Below are 24,210 nucleotides of genomic sequence, written 5' to 3'. Positions count from 1 at the left end.
CATCCTCGAAACAGTCACGGGCGCACACTGGCGGTCCGCGCGTCACCCGGCGTGCGTCAACAGGGCGCCAAGCATCGGTCTCTCGAGGGTCAAGGATGCGTAGGGTGTAGCCGAGGTCCGGCCGGCGGCGCCGGGCACCACCAGGGCGCCGACGATTGCCCAGATGGAGGACGGACGATGGTCCAGACCGGGATCCCCGCACGACACGGCCTGTACGACCCGGCCAACGAGCACGACGCCTGCGGCGTCGCGATGGTCGCGACGACGCGTGGGTGGCCCGGCCGGGACATCGTCGACGCCGCTCTGACGGCACTGGCCAACCTCGAGCACCGCGGGGCGGTCGGCGCCGAGGAGGCCACCGGTGACGGTGCGGGCATCCTCCTGCAGGTCCCCGACGCCTTCCTGCGCGCCGAGGTGGACTTCGAGCTGCCCCCGGCCGGCTCCTACGCCGTCGGCATCGCCTTCCTCCCCGGACCGGGGGAGCGCCGCGCCGCCGTCGAGCTGGTCGAGTCCATCGCGGCCGAGGAGGGCATCGAGGTCCTCGGCTGGCGCTCGGTGCCCGTCGACCCCTCGGACGTGGGTCCCACCGCCCGCGCGACGATGCCGACCATGCGCCAGCTGTTCGTGGCGGCCGACGGCCTGACCGGCATCGACCTCGAGCGCAGGGTGTACCGCCTGCGCAAGCGCTCGGACAACGCCGGCGTCTACTTCGCCTCGCTCTCCCCGCGCACCATCACCTACAAGGGGATGCTTACCACCGGCCAGCTCGGCCCGTTCTTCCCCGACCTCACCGACGAGCGCGTGGTCACCTCGATCGCCCTGGTGCACTCGCGCTTCTCGACCAACACCTTCCCCAGCTGGCCGCTGGCCCACCCCTTCCGCTTCGTCGCGCACAACGGCGAGATCAACACCGTGCGCGGCAACCGCAACTGGATGGCCGCCCGGGAGGGCACCCTGACCTCCGAGCTGCTCGGCGACGTCGCCCCGCTGCTGCCGATCAACACCCCCGGCGCCTCGGACTCGGCCACCTTCGACGAGGTCCTCGAGCTGCTCCACCTCGGTGGCCGCTCGCTGCCGCACGCGGTGCTGACGATGGTCCCCGAGGCCTGGCAGAACGACGCGAGCATGCCCGCCGACCTGCGTGCCTTCTACGAGTACACCGGCACCATCATGGAGCCCTGGGACGGGCCCGCGGCGATCTGCTTCACCGACGGCGCGGTGGCCGGGGCCGTCATGGACCGCAACGGCCTGCGGCCCGGACGGTGGTGGCAGACCGCCGACGGTCTCGTCGTGCTCGCCTCGGAGTCCGGGGTGCTCGACCTCGACCCGGCGACCGTCGTCGCGAAGGGTCGGCTCGAGCCGGGCACGATGTTCCTCGTCGACACCGAGGAGGGACGGATCGTCCCCGACGAGGAGATCAAGACCTCCCTCGCGTCGGCCCACCCCTACCAGGAGTGGCTCGACGAGGGCCTCGTCCGCCTCGAGGCGCTGCCCGAGCGGGAGCACACCGGCCACTCCGCGCAGTCGGTGGTCCGCCGGCAGCAGATGTTCGGCTACACCGAGGAGGAGGTGCGCGTCCTCGTGCGGCCGATGGCGGCCACCGGCGCCGAGGCCATCGGCTCCATGGGCACCGACACCCCGATCGCCGTGCTCTCCACCCGCCCGCGCCTGCTCTTCGACTACTTCTCCCAGAACTTCGCGCAGGTGACCAACCCGCCGCTGGACGCCATCCGCGAGGAGCTCGTCACCTCGCTGGTCGGGGCGATCGGCCCCGAGCCGAACATGCTCGTCGAGAGCCCAGAGCACGCCCGCAAGCTCGTGCTGCCCTTCCCCACGATCGACAACGACCAGCTGGACAAGGTGCGCCACATCGACCGGGCGCGCCGCACCGGCCGCGGCTTCACCGCCGTGACGATCTCGGGCCTGTACCCGGTCGCCGGCGGCGGTCAGGCGCTGCGCGAGAGGCTCGAGGAGATCTTCGCCGAGGTCGATGCCGCGGTCGCCGACGGCGCGAGCTTCGTCGTGCTCTCCGACCGGCACGCCACGGCCGCGATGGCCCCCATCCCGTCCCTGCTGCTCACCTCGGCGGTCCACCACCACACGCTGCGGCGTCGGACCCGCACGCGGATCTCCCTGCTCGTGGAGGCCGGCGACGTGCGCGAGGTCCACCACGTCGCCCTGCTCGTGGGCTACGGAGCCGCCGCCGTCAACCCCTACCTGGCCATGGAGACCGCCGAGCGCCTCGTCGAGGACGGCGAGGTGACCGGCGTCAGCGCCGAGGCGGCGGTGCGCAACGTCATCAAGGCCCTCGGCAAGGGCGTGCTCAAGGTGATGTCGAAGATGGGCGTCTCCACCGTGCCCTCCTACCGCGGCGCCCAGCTCTTCCAGGCCGTCGGCCTGTCCCAGGAGCTCGTCGACGAGTACTTCACCGCCACCCCGACGCCGCTGGGCGGGGTCGGCCTGGACGTCATCGCCGCGGAGGTCGCCGCGCGGCACGCCGTCGCCTACCCGCGCTCGGGCATCTCCCCGGCCCACCGCGAGCTGGAGACCGGCGGGGAGTACCAGTGGCGCCGCGACGGCGAGCCCCACCTGTTCGACCCCGAGACCGTCTTCCGTCTGCAGCATTCCACCCGCAACCGCCGCTCCGACATCTTCCGCCAGTACACCGACCGGGTCGACGACCAGGCCGAGCGGCTGATGACCGTCCGCGGGCTGCTGCGCCTGCGCACCGGCGAGCTCGACCCCGTGCCGCTCGAGGAGGTCGAGCCGGTCAGCGAGATCGTCAAGCGCTTCTCCACCGGCGCGATGAGCTACGGCTCCATCTCCGCCGAGGCCCACGAGACCCTGGCGATCGCCATGAACCGCCTCGGCGGGAAGTCGAACACCGGCGAGGGCGGGGAGGACGCCGACCGGCTCTACGACCCCGAGCGTCGCTCGTCGATCAAGCAGGTCGCCTCGGGCCGCTTCGGCGTGACGTCGGAGTACCTCACCCAGGCCGACGACATCCAGATCAAGATGGCCCAGGGCGCCAAGCCGGGCGAGGGCGGGCAGCTGCCCGGCCACAAGGTCTACCCGTGGGTGGCCACGACCCGGCACTCCACCCCGGGCGTCGGGCTCATCTCACCGCCCCCGCACCACGACATCTACTCCATCGAGGACCTCGCCCAGCTCATCCACGACCTGAAGAACGCCAACCCCTCGGCCCGGGTGCACGTCAAGCTCGTCTCCGAGGTCGGGGTCGGCACCGTCGCGGCGGGCGTGTCCAAGGCCCACGCCGACGTCGTGCTCGTCTCGGGGCACGACGGCGGGACCGGCGCCAGCCCGCTCACCTCGCTCAAGCACGCCGGCGGCCCCTGGGAGCTGGGCCTGGCCGAGACGCAGCAGACGCTGGTGCTCAACGACCTGCGCGACCGCATCGTCGTGCAGACTGACGGCCAGCTCAAGACCGGGCGCGACGTCGTCGTGGCCGCGCTGCTGGGCGCCGAGGAGTTCGGCTTCGCGACCGCACCGCTGGTGGTCTCGGGCTGCGTGATGATGCGGGTCTGCCACCTCGACACCTGTCCGGTGGGCGTGGCCACCCAGAACCCCGAGCTGCGCGCCCGCTTCGCCGGGCAGGCCGACCACGTCGTCACCTTCTTCGAGTTCCTCGCCGAGCAGGTCCGCGAGATCCTCGCCTCGCTGGGGCTGCGCTCGATCGAGGAGGCCGTGGGCCGCGTCGAGCTCCTCGACGGCGAGCGTGCGGTCCGGCACTGGAAGTCCGCCGGCCTGGACCTCGCGCCGATGCTGTCCCGCGTCGAGCCCAAGGAGGGCTCGCGCCTGCACCACGTCCGTGCCCAGGACCACGGCCTCGACCGCGCCCTGGACAACGAGCTCATCCGGCTCGCGGCCCCGGCCCTCGAGCGCGGCGAGCCGGTACGCGCCGAGCTGGCGGTGCGCAACGTCAACCGCACCGTCGGCACGATGCTCGGTCACGAGGTCACCCGTCGGTACCGCGCCCAGGGCCTGCCCGAGGGCACCATCGACCTCACCCTGCGCGGCTCGGCGGGACAGTCCTTCGGGGCGCTCCTGCCGCGCGGCGTCTCGCTCACCCTGCTCGGCGACGCCAACGACTACGTCGGCAAGTCCCTGTCCGGCGGCCGGATCGTGGTCCGGCCCGACGAGCAGGCGGGCTTCGTCGCGGAGGACAACGTCGTGGCCGGCAACGTCATCGGCTACGGCGCCACGTCGGGCGAGATCTTCCTGCGCGGCCGCGTCGGCGAGCGGTTCGGCGTGCGGCTCTCCGGCGCGACGCTCGTCGTCGAGGGCGTGGGCGACCACGCGGCGGAGTACATGACCGGCGGCACGATGCTGGTCCTGGGCCCCACCGGCCGCAACATCGGCGCCGGCATGTCCGGCGGCACTGCCTACGTGCTCGACCTCGACCGCGACCTGCTCAACCCGGACGCGGCCGCGGCCGGGGACCTGCTCCTGGACGAGCCTGACACCGACGACCTCGCCGTCGTCGTCGACCTGCTCGAGCGCCACCGCGACCTCACCGGGTCGACGGTCGCCGCCGAGCTGCTCACCGACCGCCCCGCGCTGCGCACGCGCCTCACGCGGATCCTGCCGCGGCGCTACGCCGCGGTCTCCGCGGCCCTGGCCCGCGCCACCGAGGACGGTCTCGACCCCGCCGCACCGAGCGTGTGGACCGACATCATGGAGGCGACCCGTGGCTGACCCCAGAGGATTCCTCGACCGGCGCGAGCGCGAGCTGCCCGCCCGGCGGCCCGTGCCCGTGCGGATCCGCGACTACCGCGAGGTCTACGCCGAGCGCGGCGCCGACCCCTCGTTCGAGCCGACCCTGCGCCGGCAGGCCGGCCGCTGCATGGACTGCGGCATCCCCTTCTGCCACAACGGCTGCCCGCTGGGCAACCTCATCCCCGAGTGGAACGACCTCGTGCGCCGCGGCGACTTCGCCCGGGCGATCGAGCGTCTGCACGCGACGAACAACTTCCCCGACTTCACCGGTCGGCTGTGCCCCGCCCCCTGCGAGAGCGCCTGCGTGCTCGGGGTCAACCAGCCCGCCGTGACGATCAAGAACGTCGAGCAGTCGATCATCGACCGCGCCTTCGACGAGGGCTACGTCACCCCGCAGGTGCCGCAGCGGCTGACCGGGCGCACGGTCGCCGTCGTCGGCTCGGGGCCCGCCGGGCTCGCCGCCGCCCAGCAGCTGACCCGGGCCGGCCACACCGTGGCCGTCCTCGAGCGTGCCGACGCCGTCGGGGGGCTCCTGCGCTACGGCATCCCCGAGTTCAAGATGGAGAAGGCCCACCTCGACCGGCGTCTGGAGCAGATGCGCGCCGAGGGCACGATCTTCCGGCCCTCGACCGACGTCGGCGGGTCCGGCGCCGACGCGCTGTCGGGGGAGGACCTCCTCGAGCGGTACGACGCCGTCGTGCTCGCGCTGGGCTCGACGATCCCGCGCGAGCTGCCCGTGCCGGGGCGCGAGCTGGCCGGCGTCCACCAGGCGATGGACTACCTGCCGCAGGCCACCCGCGTGGTCCACGGCGAGGAGGTCCCCGACCAGATCACCGCCGAGGGCAAGGACGTGGTCATCATCGGTGGCGGCGACACCGGCGCGGACTGCCTGGGCACCGCCACCCGGCAGGGGGCCCGCTCGGTCACCCAGCTCGAGATCATGCCGCGACCGGGCGAGGACCGGGCGCCGGGCCAGCCCTGGCCGACCTACCCGATGATCTACCGCGTCTCCTCGGCCCACGAGGAGGGCGGTGAGCGGGTGTACGCGACCTCGACCGCACGCTTCGTCTCCGACGGCAGCGCCGGCGAGGGGGCCGTCACCCACCTCGAGGTCACCGAGGTGCGGTTCGAGGACGGCCGCCCCGTCCCGGTGGCGGGCACGACGCGGACCATCCCCGCCCAGCTCGTCCTGCTGGCCATGGGCTTCACCGGCGTGCCCACCGACGGCATCGTCGACCAGCTCGGGGTGGCCGTCGACGGGCGCGGGCGCATCGAGCGCGACGAGGACTTCGCCACGTCCGTCCCGGGCGTGTTCGTCGCGGGCGACGCCGGGCGCGGCCAGTCGCTCATCGTCTGGGCCATCGCCGAGGGCCGGTCCGCTGCCGCGGCGGTCGACCGGTCGCTGCGCGGGGCCACCGAGCTGCCCGCCCCGGTGCGTCCCACCACCGTCCAGGTCACCGTATGAGCCGGGGCGCGCACGCGCTCGCGGGACAACTAGGCTGAGGCCATGCGCAGAGCAAAGATCGTCGCCACCCTCGGTCCGGCCACCGACAGTCCCGAGAAGGTCCAGGAGCTCGTCGACGCGGGCATGGACGTCGCCCGCATCAACCGCAGCCACGGGGTCGCGGAGGAGCACGAGAAGGTCATCCACCGCGTCCGCGAGGCCGCCGAGGCCGCCGGTCGTCCGGTCGCCGTCCTCGTGGACCTCCAGGGCCCCAAGATCCGCCTGGGCAACTTCATCGACCGCGAGGTCGAGCTCGTCGACGGCGCCACCTTCACCATCACCACCGAGGAGGTCGAGGGCACCGTCGAGCTCGCCTCGACCACCTACAAGGGCCTGCCCGGCGACTGCAAGCCCGGCGACCGCATCCTCATCGACGACGGCAAGGTCGCGGTGCGCGTGGTCGAGGTCGACGGCCCCCGCGTGATCACCCGCGTCGAGGTCGGCGGCCCGGTCTCCAACCACAAGGGCCTCAACCTGCCCGGCGTGGCCGTCTCCGTGCCGGCGATGTCGGAGAAGGACACCGAGGACCTGCGCTGGGCGCTCGGCCTGCCGGTCGACTTCATCGCCCTGTCCTTCGTGCGCAACGCCGAGGACGTCCAGGCCGTGCACGACGTGATGGACGAGGAGGGGCGCCGCCTCCCGGTCGTCGCCAAGATCGAGAAGCCCCAGGCCGTCGACGCCCTCGAGGAGATCGTCGACGCCTTCGACGGCATCATGGTCGCCCGCGGCGACCTCGGCGTGGAGCTCCCGCTCGAGGACGTGCCGCTGGTGCAGAAGCGCGCCATCGAGATCGCCCGCCGCCGGGCCAAGCCGGTCATCGTGGCCACCCAGGTGCTGGAGTCGATGATCGGCAACCCGCGCCCGACCCGCGCCGAGGCCTCGGACTGCGCCAACGCGGTGCTCGACGGCGCCGACGCGGTCATGCTCTCCGGCGAGACCTCGGTCGGGAAGTACGCGATCGAGGCCGTGCGCACGATGGCCCGCATCGTCGAGCACACCGAGGAGCACGGCGGCGAGCGCATCGCCCCGCTCGGCTCGACGCCCGCCACGCGCTCGGGCGTGATGACCCGCGCCGCCGCCGAGGTCGCCGCCACGCTCGACGTCCCCTACCTGGCCACGTTCACCCAGTCCGGCGACACCGCGCGCCGCATGTCGCGCCTGCGCTCGCCGATCCCGCTGCTGGCCTTCACGCCCTCGGCGGAGACCTGCAACCGGCTGGCGCTGTCCTGGGGCGTGCAGCCCTACCTCGTCGAGGCCGTCGCGCACACCGACGAGATGGTCGACCAGGTCGACGGCTTCCTGCGGGACAACGGGCTGGCCGCCGACGGCGACCCGGTCGTCATCGTCGCCGGCATGCCGCCGCAGAAGGTGGGCAGCACGAACTCCATCCGCGTGCACCGCGTCGGCGAGACCTACCGGCTCGACAAGCGCTGAGACCGGGCGTCCCGGGGGAGCGGCACGGCGCCGTACCCCCGGGACGCAGCCGTCCCCGCGCCCACAAGGCGCGGGGCGTGCGCTCCCGTGGTGGAACTGGCAGACACACCGCACTCAAAATGCGGCGCCCTCGGGTGTGCGGGTTCGAGTCCCGCCGGGAGCACCCCCGCGCCTCCGTGCACGGAGCCGAGCACGATCGTGCACCGCCCTCACGGGGCGAGGCTCACATGCACGCAGGATCGCCCCGTGATCCCGCCGTGTCCTACGCTGTACCGGTGACCACGACCGAACGCTCCGCAGGCGACGACGCCGAGCCGGACACCAGCAAGCGCGAGTCCGACGACCTCTCGGACATCCTCACGTCCGCCCCCGAGGCGAGCGAGGAGACCGGCACGGACGGCGACGGCAGGCGTGTCGTCGTCGCCGAGGACGAGACGCTCATCCGCCTCGACATCGTCGAGACCCTCCGCGACGCCGGCTTCGAGGTCGTGGGCGAGGCCTCCGACGGCGAGCAGGCCGTGCGCCTGGCTGCCGAGCTCGAGCCCGACGCGATCGTCATGGACGTGAAGATGCCCGTGATGGACGGGATCACCGCGGCCGAGAAGATCATGGCCGACCGGACCTGCGCCGTCGTCATGCTCACCGCCTTCTCCCAGAAGGAGCTCGTCGAGCGCGCCCGGGAGGCCGGGGCGATGGCGTACGTCGTCAAGCCGTTCACCCCCGCCGACCTCGTGCCGGCGGTGGAGATCGCGGTCAGCCGCCACGAGGAGATCATCGCGCTGGAGTCCGAGGTCGCCTCGCTGGTCGACCAGTTCGAGACCCGCAAGCGCGTGGACCGGGCCAAGGGCCTGCTGCAGACGAAGATGGGCCTGTCCGAGCCGGAGGCCTTCCGCTGGATCCAGAAGACGTCGATGGACCGCCGCCTGACCATGCGCGAGGTCGCCGACGCCGTCATCGAGCAGGTGGGCGGCCGCGGCTGACGCGCGCCCCCGCTGCCACGAGGCGCCCGGACCCGGTGGGGTCCGGGCGCCTCGTCGTCGGTGTCCCGGCGGCCGACGCCGACGGCCGGCCCCGTGAGCCAGCCCCGGGGGACCGGTCTCAGGGGCGGGCGGCCACGAACAGGCAGGACAGGCGCGCGGTGCAGACCAGCCTGCCCTCGTCGTCACGGACCTCGACGGCGTAGCTGGCGGCGCGGCGCCCCTCGTGCAGCGGGGTCGCCCGCGCGGTGACGTGGCCGGCGCGTGCGCCGCGGTGGTGGGTGGCGTTGAGGTCGGTGCCGACCGGGACGTGCCCCTCGGGGGCGGCGAGCATCGCCGCGCAGCTGCCCACGGTCTCCGCCAGCGCGGCGCTGGCGCCCCCGTGCAGCAGCCCCATCGGCTGGGTGTTGCCCTCGACGGGGATGCGGGCGCGGACGTCGCCGCGCTCGGCGTGGAGCAGCTCGAGGCCCATGGCGGCGGCCAGCCCGCTCTCGGCGACCTGGGCGAAGCGGGCGAGCAGGTCGGCGTCGGCCGGTCCCTGCCCGGCGGTGGTGTTCTCGGTCATGCGGGCAGGGTGCCACGACCCGGCGGGGGCTGCGGGGGCTCGTCCGCGCGGACCGCGGGTCGGCCGCCGGTCTCGTCGTCGACCCGCACGAGGCGCGAGGCGACCACCGCGACCCCGACCAGCGCGGCCGGGTACAGGCAGGTGTAGACGCGGAAGGCGAGCCCGGGGGTCTCGCCGGGCTGATCGCCGGAGACGTACCCGAACAGCGGGTCCAACGAGGCGAGGGCGAGCCCGGCGAGCGCCCCGGTGAGGCGGGCGAAGACCCCGAACGTGCCGAGGAACACGCCCTCGCGGTGCAGCCCCGTGCGGCGGGCGTCCCGGTCGAGCACCCGCGCGGTCACGAGGTCGGTGGTGGCCAGCACCCCGCCGTAGCCGACCCCGATGACGCCGGCCACGGCCACGGCGGCGGGCACGGAGCCGACGAACCACAGCGGCAGGAACGACAGGGCAAGCCAGGTCAGCGCCCACCGCCAGGCCCGCGGCGCTCCGACGCGGCGCACGAGGAAGGCCCACATCGGCAGCACCGCCGCGGCGACGACGATCGCCGCCGCGAGCACCGGGGTCGCCCACGCGACGGGACGCTCGAGGGTGTAGCGCATCCACAGCTGGAGGCCCGAGAGCATGAGCCCGAGGGCCGCCCCGTAGCCGGCGGTGGTCACCCCGACCAGCCACAGCTCGCGGGTCCGCAGCACGCCGCCGATCGCGGCGGTGAACCGGGTGCGGGGCTCGGCCTGGACCTCGAGGTCCTCCCGCACGGTCAGCGCCATCGCGCCCATGACGAGCAGGGCGACCACTCCGAGCAGGAGGGCCGTGCGGGTGAAGCCCTCCGGACCGTGCTCGCTGCCGAGCCAGCGGGTGGTGAGCACCGGGGTCAGGGCCACCGAGACCACCATCGCGGCCAGCTGGAAGGCCTGCCGCATGGCGTTGACGGTGCTGCGCTCGGCCTCGCCGGGGAACAGCTCGGGGAGCAGGGCGGTGTAGTTGGCGTTGAACAGGGAGTCGGCGGCCTCGGTGAGGATGACGAAGACGGCGAACCAGGCGACCAGCGCGGCGCCGTCGAGGGTGGTGGGGGCCGAGAACAGGGCCACGAAGACCGCGACGAGCGCGGGCACGGCCACCAGCAGCCAGGGGCGACGGCGGCCGAGGCGGGTGCGGGTGCGGTCCGAGAGGTGCCCGAAGACGGGGTTGTCGACGGCGTCGACGACCGCGTACACCGCCATCACCGTGCCGTATGCGCGGGCGTCCAGCCCGAGGGTGTCGACGTAGTACAGGAGGATCGAGCCGCGCACGAGGTTGATCGGCAGCGACGAGCCGAACATGCCGGCCGCGTAGGCGAGGCGGCGGCGGCCGGGGGAGGGAGGCACCGGGTCAGCCTGCCAGGACGCGGAGGAGACGGCGGAGCCGTCCCGCCGTCGGGCGCGACCGTGTCGGCGCCGGGTCCTAGGCTGGGCCGGGTGAGCGACACCACCGGACCGAGCGACACCCCCGAGCCCACCGAGCGACGCCTGCTGCTCGTCGACGGGCACTCGATGGCCTTCCGCGCCTTCTTCGCCCTGCCGGCGGAGAAGTTCGTCAACTCCGCGGGCCAGAGCACCAACGCGATCTACGGATTCGTGGCGATGCTGGTCAACCTGCTCACCGACGAGCGGCCCACGCACGTGGCGGTCGCGTTCGACACCCACGGCCCCACCTTCCGCGACGAGGAGTACGCGGACTACAAGGGCGGCCGGGACGCGACCCCGGAGGCCTTCAAGGGTCAGGTGCCGCTCATCGCCGAGGTGCTCCGGGCCGCCGGGGTGCCGACGCTGGAGAAGGACGGCATCGAGGCCGACGACATCATCGCCACGCTCGCCCACCAGGGCTCGGCCGAGGGGATGACGGTCTCGGTGGTCTCGGGCGACCGGGACGTCTTCCAGCTCGTCGACGAGCAGGTCACCGTGCTCTACCCGATCAAGGGCGTGAAGACCGTGACCCGGATGACCCCGACGGCGGTCGAGGAGAAGTACGGGGTGCCGCCCGCCCGCTACCCCGAGATCGCGGCACTGACGGGCGAGACCGCCGACAACCTGCCCGGCGTGCCCGGGGTGGGGCCCAAGACCGCGGCGAAGTGGATCAACCAGTTCGACGGGCTGGACAACATCGTCGCCCGCGTCGACGAGGTCCCGGGCAAGGCGGGGGAGTCCCTGCGTACCCACCTGTCCGACGTCCTGCGCAACCGCCGGCTCAACCACCTGCTCACCGACGCCGACGTCGGCGCCGCCCTGGCCGACCTGCCGCTCGGCGAGCCGGACCGGGCCGAGCTCACCCGGCTCTTCGACGTCCTGGAGTTCACCGAGCTGCGCACCCGCCTGTTCGCCGCCCTGCCCGACGACGGCACCGCGCCCGAGCCGCAGGGCCCGGTGCTCACGGTCGACGTGGTCGCCGAGGGCAAGCTGGGCGAGTGGTTCGCGGCGCGGGCCGGGAACCGGCTCGGCCTGCACGTGGCGGGCTCCGGGCGGCCCGGCCGCGGGGAGGCGACCGCCGTGGCCGTCGCCGACGACGAGGCGCACGCGCTCGTGCGCGACCTCACCGAGGTCACCCGGGCGGACGAGCGGGCGCTGCGGGACTGGCTCGCCGACCCGGCGGCCCCCAAGGCGGTGCACGGCGCCAAGTCCGCCTGGCACGCGCTGCACGGCTCGGGCCTGGTGCTCGCCGGCGTGACGTTCGACCCCGCCCTGGCCGGGTACATCGCCCGGCCCGACGCCCGGCACCTCGAGCTCGCCGACCTGGCGATGGAGCGCCTCGGCCTGCAGCTCGACCCCGAGTCCGCCTCGGCGCAGGGCGAGCTCGACCTCTCCCCGGACGAGGGGGCCGCCGACGAGGCGCTGGCCCGCCGTGCGCACGCGAGCCTGGCGCTGGCCGTGCCGCTGGCCACCGAGCTCGAGGAGGCCGGCGGCTCGGGGCTGCTCACCGATCTCGAGCTGCCCGTCCAGCGCGTCCTGCAGGGGATGGAGCAGCGGGGCATCACGGTCGACACCGACTACCTCGACGAGCTCTCCGCCGGCTTCGGCGGCGAGGTGGAGGCCGCGGCGGCCGCGGCCTACGAGGCGATCGGCCGGGAGGTCAACCTCGGCAGCCCGAAGCAGCTCCAGGAGGTGCTCTTCGACCAGCTGGACATGCCGCGGACCAAGCGCACGAAGACCGGTTACACCACGAACGCCGACGCGCTGGAGTGGCTGCTGGCCCAGACGCAGCACCCCTTCCTCGTAGCCCTCCTGCGGCACCGGGAGCAGATCAAGCTGCGCCAGACCGTCGACGGGCTGCGGGCCGAGGTCCAGGACGACGGCCGCATCCGCACCACCTTCCAGCAGACGGTGGCGGCGACGGGGCGCCTGAGCTCGAAGGACCCCAACCTGCAGAACGTGCCCGTGCGCAGCGAGGACGGCATGCGCATCCGGCAGGCCTTCGTCGTCAGCGCGGCCGGCGAGTCGCTGATGACGGCGGACTACTCACAGATCGAGATGCGCATCATGGCCCATCTCTCCGGCGACGCCGGTCTCATCGAGGCGTTCCGCTCGGGGGAGGACCTGCACGCCTTCGTCGCGGCCCGGGTCTTCGGCGTCGAGGTCGACCAGGTCAGCGCCGAGCAGCGCCGCCGGATCAAGGCGATGAGCTACGGCCTGGCCTACGGGCTCAGCGCCTTCGGCCTGTCCCAGCAGCTCGGCGTCGAGGTCGACGAGGCGCGCGGCCTCATGGAGGGCTACTTCGAGCGGTTCGGGGGCGTGCGCGACTACCTGCGCGGCGTCCAGGACGAGGCGCGCACGCGCGGGTACACCGCCACCATCCTGGGCCGGCGCCGCTACCTGCCCGACCTCACCTCGGACAACCGCCAGCGCCGCGAGCTGGCGGAGCGGATCGCCCTCAACGCCCCCATCCAGGGCTCGGCGGCGGACATCATCAAGCTGGCGATGATCCGGCTCGACGCCGAGATCGCCGAACGCGGACTGGTCTCCGACGTCCTGCTCCAGGTGCACGACGAGCTCGTGCTCGAGGTGGCGCCCGGCGAGCGCGAGGAGCTCGAGGCCCTCGTGCGCGAGACGATGGGCTCGGCCGTCGACCTGTCGGTCCCGCTGGACGTCTCGGTGGGGGTGGGCCGGTCCTGGCGCGACGCCGCCCACTGACCGGCGCTGCGGCTCAGCCGGGCCGGCGGGCCACGAGGATGAGCGTGCCGGGCACCAGGGCGCCACGCTGCGGCCCCCACCCGCCCCAGACGACCTCGCGGCCCTCGGGCCACGCGGGCTCGACGACGTCGACGAGCTCGAGCCCGGCCCCGACGACGTCGCGCACGTGGTCCCCGACGGTGCGGTGGAACTCGGCGTAGGTGACCTGCCCGCCCTCGCCCTCCGCGTACGGGCGACGGTCGAAGTACGAGCGGGTGACGGTGGTGCCGGCGCGGGTCGGGTCGTCGGGGAACATCCAGCGGGCCGGATGGGTGACGGCGGCGACCCACCGGCCGCCGGGCCGCAGCACGCGGGCGGCCTCGCGGTGCACCGCCTGCGCGTCGGGCACGAACGGGATCGCCCCGAAGGCGGTGAAGACGGCCGCCGCGCACGAGTCCGGCAGCGGCAGCGCCCGGGCGTCGGCGAGCAGCGTGGGCGTGCGCGTCCCGGTGGCCGCGTCGAGGCGGCGGGCCGCGGTGAGCATCCCCTCCGCGACGTCGGTGGCCAGCGCGCGCACGCCCTGCCCGGTCAGCCACCGGGAGCACTGCGCGGCGCCGGCGCCGACCTCGACGACGAGGCGTCCGCGCAGGTCCTCCAGGTCGCCGAGCAGCCCGGCGTCGGCCTCGCGCAGACCCTCGGGGCACCAGATGTGGTCGGCCGCCCCGAGGACCGAGCCGTGCTCGCGGAGGTACTCCTCGGCGTCGGCGGACCAGGCGGCGGCGTTGGCGCGGGCCGCCGCCGCGCCGTCGACCTCCCCGAAGCCCGCCCAGGGTCCGGGTGTCCCGCCCATCCGCGTCGCGTCCACGCCCGGATGGTCGCACGCGTGGGCAGAGCGGCCCGCCCGGGCACGGTTCGTCGGGTGCCTCCGGGCGCTACGGTTCGTCCGGGGACGCGGGACCCCGAGGACCGGAGGGAGCGCGATGAGCACCGGATCAGGCTGGGACCAGCAGGACCCCTACGCGGTGGGCGGCCCGGGTGCGTACGACCCCGCCCGCGGCGCGCCGCAGGGGTACGGCGCGAACCCGGGGTACGGCACCAGCTCCGGCTACGACACCGACCCGGGCTACGGCGCGAACCCCGGCTACGACGCGAACCCCGGCTATGGCGCGCCCCGCGGTCACGACCTCGGGCCGCGCAACGACTACGGCCACGCGCCGGCGGACACCGACGCGGGGCGCGGCGGCGCGCACGGCCTGTCGGTGCTGGCGATCGCCCTGTACCTCGGGCTCTTCCTCGGCCTGCCGCTGCTCATGGGTCTCGGCGTGCTCATCGCGCTCTGACGTCGGCCCCCGGACCCGGAGGGGGCGGAGGTGAGCCGCACCACCTTCGGGCGGGGCGGCGTCGTGGTGGTTGTCGGGGTTTCCGTGCCCCGGTACCATGCTGGACGGCGACCTGTGCCCGCTCAGCCTGAGCCGCGCCCGCCGAGCACCACCTGTTCCCTGTCCGCACGAGTATCCCTGTCCGCATCGGAGTTTCCCGCTACATGACCACCACCACCCCCGCCCCGACCACCCCGCAGGTCGCGATCAACGACATCGGCAACGAGGACGAGCTCCTCGCCGAGATCGACAAGACCATCAAGTACTTCAACGACGGGGACATCGTCGAGGGCACCATCGTCAAGGTGGACCGCGACGAGGTCCTCCTCGACATCGGTTACAAGACCGAGGGCGTCATCCTGTCCCGCGAGCTGTCGATCAAGCACGACGTGGACCCCGACGAGGTCGTGGCCGTGGGCGACCAGATCGAGGCGCTCGTCCTCCAGAAGGAGGACAAGGAGGGTCGCCTCCTGCTGTCGAAGAAGCGCGCGCAGTACGAGCGCGCCTGGTCCTCGATCGAGAAGATCAAGGACGAGGACGGTGTCGTCACGGGCAAGGTCATCGAGGTGGTCAAGGGTGGCCTGATCGTCGACATCGGCCTGCGCGGCTTCCTGCCGGCCTCCCTGGTCGAGATGCGTCGCGTGCGCGACCTCCAGCCCTACGTGGACAAGGAGATCGAGGCCAAGATCATCGAGCTGGACAAGAACCGCAACAACGTGGTCCTGTCCCGCCGTGCCTGGCTCGAGCAGACCCAGTCCGAGGTGCGCTCGCACTTCCTCAACACCCTCCAGAAGGGGCAGGTCCGTCCCGGTGTCGTCTCCTCGATCGTCAACTTCGGTGCGTTCGTGGACCTGGGCGGCGTCGACGGCCTCGTGCACGTCTCCGAGCTGTCCTGGAAGCACATCGACCACCCGTCCGAGGTCGTCGAGGTGGGCCAGGAGGTCACCGTCGAGGTGCTCGACGTCGACATGGACCGCGAGCGTGTCTCCCTGTCGCTGAAGGCGACCCAGGAGGACCCGTGGCAGACCTTCGCCCGCACGCACGCCATCGGCCAGGTCGTGCCCGGCAAGGTCACCAAGCTCGTCCCCTTCGGCGCCTTCGTCCGCGTCGACGACGGCATCGAGGGCCTGGTGCACATCTCCGAGCTGGCCCAGCGCCACGTCGAGGTGCCCGAGCAGGTCGCGAAGGTCGGAGACGAGCTCTTCGTCAAGGTCATCGACATCGACCTCGAGCGTCGCCGCATCTCGCTGTCGCTCAAGCAGGCCAACGAGGGCGTGGAGCCGGACTCCGAGGACTTCGACCCCTCGCTGTACGGCATGGCCACGGACTATGACGAGCAGGGCAACTACAAGTACCCCGAGGGCTTCGACCCCGAGACCAACGAGTGGCTCGAGGGCTTCGAGACCCAGCGCGAGGCGTGGGAGGCCGAGTACGCGGCCGCGCACTCCCGCTGGGAGGCCCACAAGGCGCAGATCGCCGCGTCGCGCGAGGCCGAGGCCGCGGGTGACCTCGATGCGGACGACGCCGTCGCCGGCGAGGACACCTCCGCCTCGTACTCCACGACGGCGCCGGCCGAGGAGGCTGCGGGCACCCTGGCCTCCGACGAGGCCCTCGCCGCGCTGCGGGAGAAGCTCACGGGCAACTGACCCCGGCCGAGCCGAGCACGTCCGGACGCCCGGTCCCCTCGCGGGGGCCGGGCGTCCGGCGTCGGTGGGGGACAGGGGTACCCCGATCGGGCGGCCCGAGGGGCCACGGCCAGGTCCTACCGTCGGCCCATACCCCCTGCCCCCGGACGAAGGACCTCTCCCGTGCGTCACCGCCGCAGCCTCGTGCTCCTCACCGCCGTCTCGCTGACCGCCGCCCTGGCCGCCTGCGGGGACACCCCGACGCCGCCCCAGGAGCCCACGGGCCCCGAGGAGACCACGGACGGGGACGCGACGGCGGAGTACCCCGAGGACCTCGTCGTCGAGGTGCAGGACCTCTCCGGCTCCGTCCCCCCGCCCTGGGACTCCCTGGAGACCGTGACCATCGGCCCGGACGGCCTGACCTACACCGCGGGCTCGCGCTACGAGGACGAGCCCATGCTCTCCGAGACCCTCGAGCCCGAGGACGGCGCGCTGGCGGCCGTCATGGCCGCCTGGGAGGCCCTCGACGTGCCGCCCGCCACCGCCGACTACGACGACAGCCACCACTCCGAGGGCGTCGGCGGCGACTACGTCATCACCTACGTCACCGGCACGGGCTACGACTCCACGGCCACAGGCGACGACGACGCCATGGACGAGCTCGTCGCCGTGGCCCTCGACCAGGTGCCCGAGGACGTCCGCGCCGAGGGCCAGGCCGTCATCGAGGAGTACAACGACAGCGAGGACGGATGAGTCCGGGGGCCGTCCGTGGCGCCGATACCCTGGCCGGGTGGACAGCCCCGTCACCCCTCGCACCGAGCAGCGAGCCGATAGCACCCCGCCGGTCGTCGTCGTCACCGGATTCACCCCCTTCGGCCGGCACCGGTCGAACCCGAGCGCCGACGTCGTCGCCGCGCTCGCCGCGGGCGGGCCGCCCGTCGGGGGGACCGCGCTCGTCACCGAGGTGCTGCCCACCTCCTTCGCCCGGGCCACCGCACGGGTGCGCGAGCTCGTCGCCATGCACGAGCCGGTCGTCCTGCTCGCCCTCGGCCTGGCCGAGGACCGCACCGAGCTGTCCGTCGAGCGGGTCGGGGTCAACCTCGTCGACGCGCGCATCCCCGACGTCGACGGTGAGCAGCCCGTCGACGTCTCGGTGCGGGCGGACGGGCCGGACGCCCACCTGAGCACGATCGACGTCCGCGGCGCCGTCGCGGCCGCCGGGGCCACCGGCATCCCTGCGCGCACCTCCGCCAGCGCGGGCCTGTACGTGTGCAACGCGGTGCTCTACACGGCCCTCGACGCCGCCCGCTCCGCCTCCGCCGCCACCCGGGCGGGCTTCGTCCACCTCCCGCCGGTCGAGCACCTGAGCGTGCCGGCCGCGACCGAGGCGGTGCGCGCGATCCTCCGCGCGCTCGTGCCGGCGTCGTGCTGAGCGTCGGCCTCACCGGCGGGATCGCGGCTGGGAAGTCCGCCGTCGCCGCCGAGCTCGGCCGAATGGGTGCCGTGGTCGTCGACGCCGACGCGATCGCCCGTGAGGTCGTCGAGCCCGGGACGCCCGGCCTTGCCGCCGTCGTCGAGCACTTCGGACCGGGGGTGCTCGCCGCGGACGGGTCCCTCGACCGGCCCGCGCTGGGCAGGATCATCTTCGCCGACCCCGACGCGCGCCGTCGCCTGGGCCGGATCACCCACCCGCTCATCCACGACGAGCACACCCGGGCCGAGGCGGCGGCGGTGGCCGCCGACCCGGGGGCGATCGTCGTGCACGACGTCCCGCTCATCGTCGAGGGCGACCTCGCGGACCGCTACCACCTGGTCGTCGTCGTCGACGCCCCGGTCGAGGTGCGCGTCGCCCGCATGGTCGAGAGCCGCGGCATGAGCGTCGACGACGCCCGATCGCGGATCGCCGCCCAGGCCACCGACCGGCAGCGACGCGCGGTGGCCGACCTGTGGCTGGACAACGACGGCACGCCCGAGGAGCTCGCCACCGCCGTGCGCGAGGCCTGGGAGAGGCGCATCGTGCCGTACGCGCGCCACGTCCTCGAACGGCGCCCCGCCCCGACCGACCGTGCCCCCGCGCTCCTCAACCCCGCCGCCACCGGCCCGGACGGCCGCACCACGGCGGAGACCTGGGCGGACCAGGGCGGGCGGCTCGTCTCCCGCCTGGACGCGGCCCTGGCCGGTGCCGGGATCGACGCGGAGGTCGCCCACGTGGGCCTCACCGCGGCGCCGCGGGGAACCACGCCCGACGTGCTCGACCTGCGGGTGACGACCAGCGGCGCCGACCCCCGGCTGCTGCGCGAGGTGCTCACCGCGGCGGGCTTCCCCGCGGCCGGCCCCGGCTCCGTGGCCGAGCCGCACGACGACGGGGACCTGGGCCCGGACGTCGACCGTCACGCCGCCGCCGACCCCGGCAGGCCCGCGCTCGTGCACCTCATGGCGCGGGCCCCGGCCGGTCGGGACCCGGGGGCGACGGGCCGGCCAGGGACGGAGTCTGGGGAGCGTCCCGACGTCGGCCCAGGTCACAGCCGTGGAGGGGATGGGGCGGGGTGACCTCCCCGTATGAAACGCCGTTCGTGCGATCGGCCGGGCCCTACGGTTTCACCAGTGGCAACCGGTCACAGGGATCGCAAGCACGGCGAGCCGGATGTGCAGCCACCTGGGCAGCGGTCGAGCACCGTCGCCGCCCGGACGCCCCTTCATCCACGTGGCGATCGTCGCCATCGAGAGACAGAGAGTGAACGACATGAGCATCATCTCCACGAACCGCCGCCGCATGGCCGCCGCCGGCATCGTCCTGCTGGCTGCCTCGGGGATCGCCGCCTGCGGCAACTCCGAGCCGATCGCTCCCACCGGTGCGCCGCCGGCTCCGCCGACCGAGGCCCCCACGACGGAGGAGCCCCCCACCGAGGAGCCCCCGACGACGGAGCAGCCCCCCACCGAGGAGCCCCCGACGACGGAGCAGCCCCCCACCGAGGAGCCCCCGACGGAGGAGCCGCCGACCGAGTCCGAGCCGCCCGCCCCCTCGGGCGAGGGTGTCAGCGTCTCGGGCGAGCTCGCGGGCGAGGTCCCCCAGAACGGTGCGGCCACGCTGACCCTCGAGGTCAGCGAGCGTGCGGCCGTGGCGATCGGCGCGACCTCGCCCGACGGCACCGACCTGCAGCTGGCCATCTCCGGCGGCGGTGTGGACACCGGTATCGACGACACCTACGGCTACGCCGACATCTTCAGCTTCGACCAGGCCAGCCTGGACCCGGCCATCACCCAGGTCCTCGAGCCCGGCAGCTACACCCTCGAGATCACCGGCTACAGCGGCACCGGCGGCCAGTACCAGGTCGAGGTCCTCTCCGGCACCACGACCATCCCGGCCGGCGGCAGCGCCGACCTGGAGGCCTCCGGCAGCGAGGCCACGCTGGCGATCGGTGAGATCGCCACCGGCAACGAGTCCATCGCCACCAACGGCCCCATGGACTCGGTGCTGTGGGCCTTCATCCCCTCCTCGCACACCGCCTACGAGGACGACGACAGCGGCGACGGCCTCAACTCGCTCATCACCCTGCCCGGTGAGCCCGTCGAGCCGATCGTCATCGCGGTCGACTCCTACGGCAGCTCCGGCGGCACCACCACCGTGAGCATCAGCTGACCAGGCGCCCGACGGCGGCCGGCACCCCCTCGGGCGCCGGCCGCCGTCGAGCGTGAACACACCCGATACCCGCCCCTCCCGGTCCACCGACCGGACGGGACCCGACACGAGGACGGAGGCGCACCATGCGCACCACCCGAGCACGACGAGCACTGACCACGACCGCCCTGGCGGCGGCACTCGGCCTCACGCTGGCCGCCTGCGGCGGCGGCGAGGAGACCGACGGCACCGAGGAGGGCTCCACCTCCCAGGGGACCGACGAGGAGGACGCCGGCAGCGGCTCCGAGTCCGGGTCCGACGACGCGGCCGCGGTCCCCGAGGACAGCGCCTCGCAGGGCACGTCGGACGGCCAGGACGGCGGCGACGAGTCGGAGACCGGCATCGAGACCCCGCCCTCCGACGACGTCGAGACGTCGAGCGACGACGCGGCCGGCGGGTCCGGGGTCGGTGCGGACGGCACGCCGATCGGCGAGCCGATCTCCGAGATGCCCGAGGAGTCGGCCCTGTACGCCGTGCACATCGTCCCCGAGGACGGCGCCTCCCTCGCCGAGGTGGTCGGCATCGACGGGGACGTCATCAGCTACCAGTACGGGGACACCGCCAACGAGGAGCCCGAGGTCGAGGAGACGGTCGAGCTCGACCCCGAGGTCGCCGAGCAGGTGCGCACCGACCTCCTCGCGCTCGGTCTGCCGGCCGCCGACCCGCTCGACATGGCCGGTCCGGACGAGACCCAGGAGGGCTACTTCTGGCAGCTGGGCTCCAACGCCACCAACGAGGTGATCGCCGGCAGCCAGGGCGACGCCGAGCTCGACCAGGAGGTCTTCGAGATCCTCGTCGAGCACGTGCCGGCCGAGCTGCGCGCGGCCTGACCCACGCACCGCCTCGCGGTGCACCCACGGCGGCGGTCTCCCTGCGGGGAGGCCGCCGCCGTCGTGCGTGGACCCGTGGCGTCGTGCCTGGTCACAGCCTTGCGGAAGGGCGGGGGAGGAGGGTGGGAGCAGGGGAGGTGTGCCCTGCCCCACACGAGCCCTGGCCCGCCGAGGCAGCCCTCCCTAGCGTTGTGGACACGACGCCGGACCAACCGGCCAGACCCTGCGGAGCACCCGCCGCCGGGTCTTCGACCTCCCGGAAGAGAGTGGCCATGAACACCCACGCAGGTCGCCGCATCGGTGCGGCAGCAGCTGTCCTCGTCCTCGGAGCGGGCCTCTCGGCCTGCGCCGGTGACCCGCTCCCGCCCGGCGCCGGCGGCCCCGGCACCGGTGCCGGCCCCGACGGCCCCGGCACGCCGACGTCGCCCCCCGTCGCGGAGAGCACCCTGTACGGCGACGGTGTCACCGGCAGCGCCTACATCGAGTCCTACGAGGGCGAGACCGTCGGCGTCTCCGGCGACGGCGAGCTCGTCCAGGGCGACGACTGGAACGGCCGGCTCGTCGTCACCGAGCGCTCCGCGATCGCGCTGGCCGCGACCAGCGCCGACGAGGACATGGTCATCGAGATCGAGGGCAACGGCGTCGACGGTCGCTGGGACGACCGCTCGCAGATCCTCGACCTGTTCACCACCAGCACCAACGCCCTGGACTCGGCCGCGGTGACCGTGCTCGAGGCCGGCGTCTACGACATCACCTTCTCCGAGTTCGGCGACGACGCGACCCCGATGTCCTTCGAGCTGCTCAGCGGGACCGCCAGCATGCAGCGCCTCGGCTCCACGTCCGTGGACCTCGCCGCGGACACGCCCTCGCTGGCGATCGTCGACGTCGACTCCGGCCCGGCCCTCATCTCCGCCGACAGCCCGGAGGTCGACCCGGTTCTGCACGTCGTCGACGCGGCGGAGTCGCACTGGAGCAACGACGACAACGAGATCGGCCTGTCCAACTGGCGCGCCGCGGCCGTGGAGGCCGACCACCTCGAGGGCCCGGCGGTGGCCATCGTCGAGTCCTGGGCGGGCGACGCAGGCTTCGTCTCCCTCGTCGTCACCTGATCGTCCCCGGCGGCCACGACGGCCCGGACCGAGCGGCGGCGTCCGCCCGGCCCGGGCCGTTGTCCGTGCGTCGTCGTAGGTTGGTGCCATGCGCGAGACCATCGACATCCAGCGGGACGACGCACCGTTCGAGGTCATCTCCGAGTACACCCCGGCCGGCGACCAGCCGAAGGCGATCGCCGAGCTGACGGAACGGCTGCGCGCCGGGGAGAAGGACATCGTGCTGCTCGGGGCCACCGGCACGGGCAAGTCCGCGACGACGGCGTGGCTCGTCGAGCAGGTCCAGCGCCCCACCCTCGTCATGGCGCCGAACAAGACCCTCGCCGCCCAGCTGGCCACGGAGTTCCGCGAGCTGCTGCCGAACAACGCGGTGGAGTACTTCGTCTCGTACTACGACTACTACCAGCCCGAGGCCTACGTCCCGCAGACGGACACCTACATCGAGAAGGACTCCTCGATCAACGACGAGGTCGAGCGGCTCCGGCACTCGGCGACCAACTCGCTGCTCACCCGCCGGGACACCGTCGTCGTCTCCTCGGTCTCGTGCATCTACGGCCTGGGCACGCCCACGGAGTACGTGGCCCGCATGATGCACCTGAGCCGCGGCGAGCAGATCGACCGCGACGCGCTGCTGCGCCGCTTCGTCGAGATGCAGTACACCCGCAACGACCTGGCCTTCACCCGCGGCACCTTCCGGGTGCGGGGGGACACCATCGAGATCATCCCGGTCTACGAGGAGCTGGCCATCCGTATCGAGATGTTCGGCGACGAGATCGACGCCCTGTCCTACCTGCATCCGCTCACCGGTGACGTGGTCAGCACCCCGGGCTCGGTGCACGTCTTCCCGGCCTCGCACTACGTGGCCGGCGCCGAGCGGATGCAGCGGGCCATCGCCTCGATCGAGGCCGAGCTCGCCGAGCGCCTCGCCGAGATGGAGTCGGCCGGCAAGATGCTCGAGGCGCAGCGGCTGCGGATGCGCACCACGTACGACCTGGAGATGATGCAGCAGATCGGCAGCTGCTCGGGCATCGAGAACTACTCCCGGCACATCGACGGGCGAGCCGCCGGCACCGCCCCGCACACCCTGCTGGACTACTTCCCCGACGACTTCCTCCTCGTCATCGACGAGTCGCACGTGACCGTGCCGCAGATCGGCGCGATGTTCGAGGGGGACATGTCCCGGAAGCGGACCCTGGTCGAGCACGGCTTCCGCCTGCCGTCGGCGATGGACAACCGCCCCCTGCGCTGGGCGGAGTTCCTCGAGCGCATCGGTCAGACCGTCTACCTCTCGGCCACCCCCGGCGACTACGAGCTCGGTCAGTCCGACGGCGTGGTCGAGCAGATCATCCGCCCCACCGGCCTGGTCGACCCGGAGGTCGTGGTCAAGCCCACCGAGGGTCAGATCGACGACCTGCTCGGCGAGATCCAGGACCGGGTGGCCAAGGACGAGCGCGTCCTGGTGACCACGCTGACGAAGAAGATGGCCGAGGACCTCACCGACTACTTCCTCGAGCGCGGCCCCAAGGTCCAGTACCTGCACTCCGACGTCGACACCCTGCGCCGCGTCGAGCTGCTCCGCGAGCTGCGCACCGGTTCGGCCGACGTCCTGGTCGGCATCAACCTCCTGCGAGAGGGTCTCGACCTCCCCGAGGTCTCGCTCGTGGCGATCCTCGACGCCGACAAGCAGGGCTTCCTGCGCTCCTCGAAGTCCCTCATCCAGACCATCGGTCGAGCAGCCCGCAACGTGTCGGGGCAGGTGCACATGTACGCCGACGAGGTCACCGAGTCGATGTCGATCGCCATCGAGGAGACCGAGCGGCGCCGGGAGAAGCAGCTCGCCTACAACACCGAGCACGGTATCGACCCGACGCCGCTGCGCAAGCGCATCGCCGACGTCACCGACATGCTCGCCCGCGAGCAGATCGACACCGCCGAGCTCCTCGAGGGGGGCTACCGCAAGGAGGCCGGCGGCCGCACGCCCACCCCGGCGCGCAGCGCCGCCGACGGGCGTCGCGGCGACCTCGCCGGCAAGGCGGCCTCGGAGCTGGTCGAGCTCATTACCGAGCTGACCGGGCAGATGGAGGCGGCCGCCGAGGAGCTGAAGTTCGAGCTCGCCGGGCGCCTGCGGGACGAGATCGCCGAGCTGAAGAAGGAGCTGCGGCAGATGCAGGCGGCCAACGCCTGAGCGCGACCAAGGTCTCTCGACACCGCACGCGGACGGGCATCGACCTC

The 24,210-nt window shown here is 73.3% G+C and carries 17 protein-coding genes and 1 tRNA gene; 15 read left to right on the top strand and 3 right to left on the bottom strand.

The genetic code is table 11. The features are described from left to right. The first annotated feature begins 177 nt into the window (after positions 1-177). The 5 genes from gltB to AC3D3D_RS02110 all read left to right on the top strand — a co-directional run bounded on the left by gltB (position 178) and on the right by AC3D3D_RS02110 (position 8,655). A complete protein-coding gene (gene gltB / locus AC3D3D_RS02130; protein ID WP_463662226.1) occupies positions 178-4,716 on the top strand; it encodes a glutamate synthase large subunit in 4,539 nt (1,512 codons plus the stop codon). After that, positions 4,709-6,202 (top strand): glutamate synthase subunit beta, encoded by a 1,494-nt coding sequence (locus AC3D3D_RS02125; protein ID WP_463662225.1) that lies wholly within the window; start codon positions 4,709-4,711, stop codon positions 6,200-6,202. Before gltB ends, AC3D3D_RS02125 begins: the two co-directional genes overlap by 8 nt. A 42-nt stretch (positions 6,203-6,244) precedes the next feature. Then, on the top strand, positions 6,245-7,675 hold the full coding sequence (pyk, locus tag AC3D3D_RS02120; RefSeq protein WP_463662224.1) for a pyruvate kinase: 1,431 nt from the start codon (positions 6,245-6,247) through the stop codon (positions 7,673-7,675). An 81-nt stretch (positions 7,676-7,756) separates the two neighbouring features. Next, a tRNA-Leu gene (locus AC3D3D_RS02115) sits at positions 7,757-7,838 on the top strand. A gap of 190 nt (positions 7,839-8,028) precedes the next feature. Then, complete coding sequence (locus AC3D3D_RS02110) at positions 8,029-8,655, top strand: ANTAR domain-containing response regulator (RefSeq protein ID WP_463662335.1); 627 nt, start codon at positions 8,029-8,031, stop codon at positions 8,653-8,655. Between the two features lie 118 nt (positions 8,656-8,773). On the opposite strand, the gene AC3D3D_RS02105 is transcribed toward AC3D3D_RS02110, so the two are convergent. Continuing rightward, positions 8,774-9,217, bottom strand: coding sequence for a PaaI family thioesterase (locus AC3D3D_RS02105; protein WP_463662223.1), 444 nt, complete (start codon positions 9,215-9,217; stop codon positions 8,774-8,776). Next, entirely contained in the window at positions 9,214-10,581 is a 1,368-nt protein-coding gene (locus AC3D3D_RS02100) for an MFS transporter (RefSeq protein WP_463662222.1), read from the bottom strand. The genes AC3D3D_RS02105 and AC3D3D_RS02100 overlap by 4 nt, the downstream gene beginning before the upstream one ends. A 90-nt stretch (positions 10,582-10,671) precedes the next feature. Here AC3D3D_RS02100 and polA point away from each other — a divergent pair, with 90 nt between their 5' ends. After that, positions 10,672-13,377: a DNA polymerase I gene (polA, locus tag AC3D3D_RS02095; protein WP_463662221.1), complete on the top strand. Its 2,706-nt coding sequence runs from the start codon at positions 10,672-10,674 to the stop codon at positions 13,375-13,377. 13 nt (positions 13,378-13,390) lie between these two features. Here polA and AC3D3D_RS02090 read toward each other — a convergent pair whose 3' ends face one another. Beyond that, a complete protein-coding gene (locus AC3D3D_RS02090) occupies positions 13,391-14,206 on the bottom strand; it encodes a class I SAM-dependent methyltransferase (RefSeq protein ID WP_463662334.1) in 816 nt (271 codons plus the stop codon). Between the two features lie 130 nt (positions 14,207-14,336). Between AC3D3D_RS02090 and AC3D3D_RS02085 the strand changes: the two genes are divergently transcribed. The 9 genes from AC3D3D_RS02085 to uvrB all read left to right on the top strand — a co-directional run bounded on the left by AC3D3D_RS02085 (position 14,337) and on the right by uvrB (position 24,163). Then, positions 14,337-14,696 (top strand): hypothetical protein, encoded by a 360-nt coding sequence (locus tag AC3D3D_RS02085; protein ID WP_463662220.1) that lies wholly within the window; start codon positions 14,337-14,339, stop codon positions 14,694-14,696. Positions 14,697-14,899: 203 nt separating this feature from the next. Next, a complete protein-coding gene (gene rpsA / locus AC3D3D_RS02080; RefSeq protein ID WP_463662219.1) occupies positions 14,900-16,381 on the top strand; it encodes a 30S ribosomal protein S1 in 1,482 nt (493 codons plus the stop codon). A 162-nt stretch (positions 16,382-16,543) separates the two neighbouring features. Beyond that, positions 16,544-17,113 carry a hypothetical protein gene (locus tag AC3D3D_RS02075; protein ID WP_463662218.1) on the top strand — a complete coding sequence of 190 codons (570 nt, stop codon included), beginning with the start codon at positions 16,544-16,546 and terminating at the stop codon, positions 17,111-17,113. A 37-nt stretch (positions 17,114-17,150) separates the two neighbouring features. Beyond that, positions 17,151-17,792: a pyroglutamyl-peptidase I gene (locus tag AC3D3D_RS02070; protein ID WP_463662217.1), complete on the top strand. Its 642-nt coding sequence runs from the start codon at positions 17,151-17,153 to the stop codon at positions 17,790-17,792. Beyond that, positions 17,786-18,910, top strand: coding sequence for a dephospho-CoA kinase (gene coaE, locus AC3D3D_RS02065; RefSeq protein ID WP_463662216.1), 1,125 nt, complete (start codon positions 17,786-17,788; stop codon positions 18,908-18,910). Before AC3D3D_RS02070 ends, coaE begins: the two co-directional genes overlap by 7 nt. 193 nt (positions 18,911-19,103) lie before the next feature. Further along, a complete protein-coding gene (locus AC3D3D_RS02060; protein ID WP_463662215.1) occupies positions 19,104-20,000 on the top strand; it encodes a hypothetical protein in 897 nt (298 codons plus the stop codon). A gap of 125 nt (positions 20,001-20,125) precedes the next feature. Then, entirely contained in the window at positions 20,126-20,869 is a 744-nt protein-coding gene (locus AC3D3D_RS02055) for a hypothetical protein (RefSeq protein ID WP_463662214.1), read from the top strand. 272 nt (positions 20,870-21,141) lie between these two features. Then, entirely contained in the window at positions 21,142-21,978 is an 837-nt protein-coding gene (locus tag AC3D3D_RS02050; protein WP_463662213.1) for a hypothetical protein, read from the top strand. 88 nt (positions 21,979-22,066) lie between these two features. Beyond that, positions 22,067-24,163, top strand: a complete 2,097-nt coding sequence (uvrB, locus tag AC3D3D_RS02045; protein ID WP_463662212.1) for an excinuclease ABC subunit UvrB — start codon at positions 22,067-22,069, stop codon at positions 24,161-24,163. The last annotated feature ends 47 nt before the right edge of the window (positions 24,164-24,210 follow it).

Source organism: Georgenia sp. X1117, assembly GCF_057784635.1.
The sequence above is the reverse complement of the archived record's forward strand: the minus strand, read 5'-3'. Positions and strand labels throughout refer to the sequence as shown.

Coding starts and splice junctions, on each gene's coding strand:
- uvrB (WP_463662212.1), top strand. CDS start 22,067: ATGCGCGAGACCATCGACATCCAGCGGGACGACGCACCGTTCGAGGTC.
- AC3D3D_RS02090 (WP_463662334.1), bottom strand. CDS start 14,206: ATGGGCGGGACACCCGGACCCTGGGCGGGCTTCGGGGAGGTCGACGGC.
- AC3D3D_RS02105 (WP_463662223.1), bottom strand. CDS start 9,217: ATGACCGAGAACACCACCGCCGGGCAGGGACCGGCCGACGCCGACCTG.
- AC3D3D_RS02055 (WP_463662214.1), top strand. CDS start 20,126: ATGCGCACCACCCGAGCACGACGAGCACTGACCACGACCGCCCTGGCG.
- AC3D3D_RS02060 (WP_463662215.1), top strand. CDS start 19,104: ATGAGCATCATCTCCACGAACCGCCGCCGCATGGCCGCCGCCGGCATC.
- rpsA (WP_463662219.1), top strand. CDS start 14,900: ATGACCACCACCACCCCCGCCCCGACCACCCCGCAGGTCGCGATCAAC.
- AC3D3D_RS02050 (WP_463662213.1), top strand. CDS start 21,142: ATGAACACCCACGCAGGTCGCCGCATCGGTGCGGCAGCAGCTGTCCTC.
- gltB (WP_463662226.1), top strand. CDS start 178: ATGGTCCAGACCGGGATCCCCGCACGACACGGCCTGTACGACCCGGCC.
- pyk (WP_463662224.1), top strand. CDS start 6,245: ATGCGCAGAGCAAAGATCGTCGCCACCCTCGGTCCGGCCACCGACAGT.
- AC3D3D_RS02085 (WP_463662220.1), top strand. CDS start 14,337: ATGAGCACCGGATCAGGCTGGGACCAGCAGGACCCCTACGCGGTGGGC.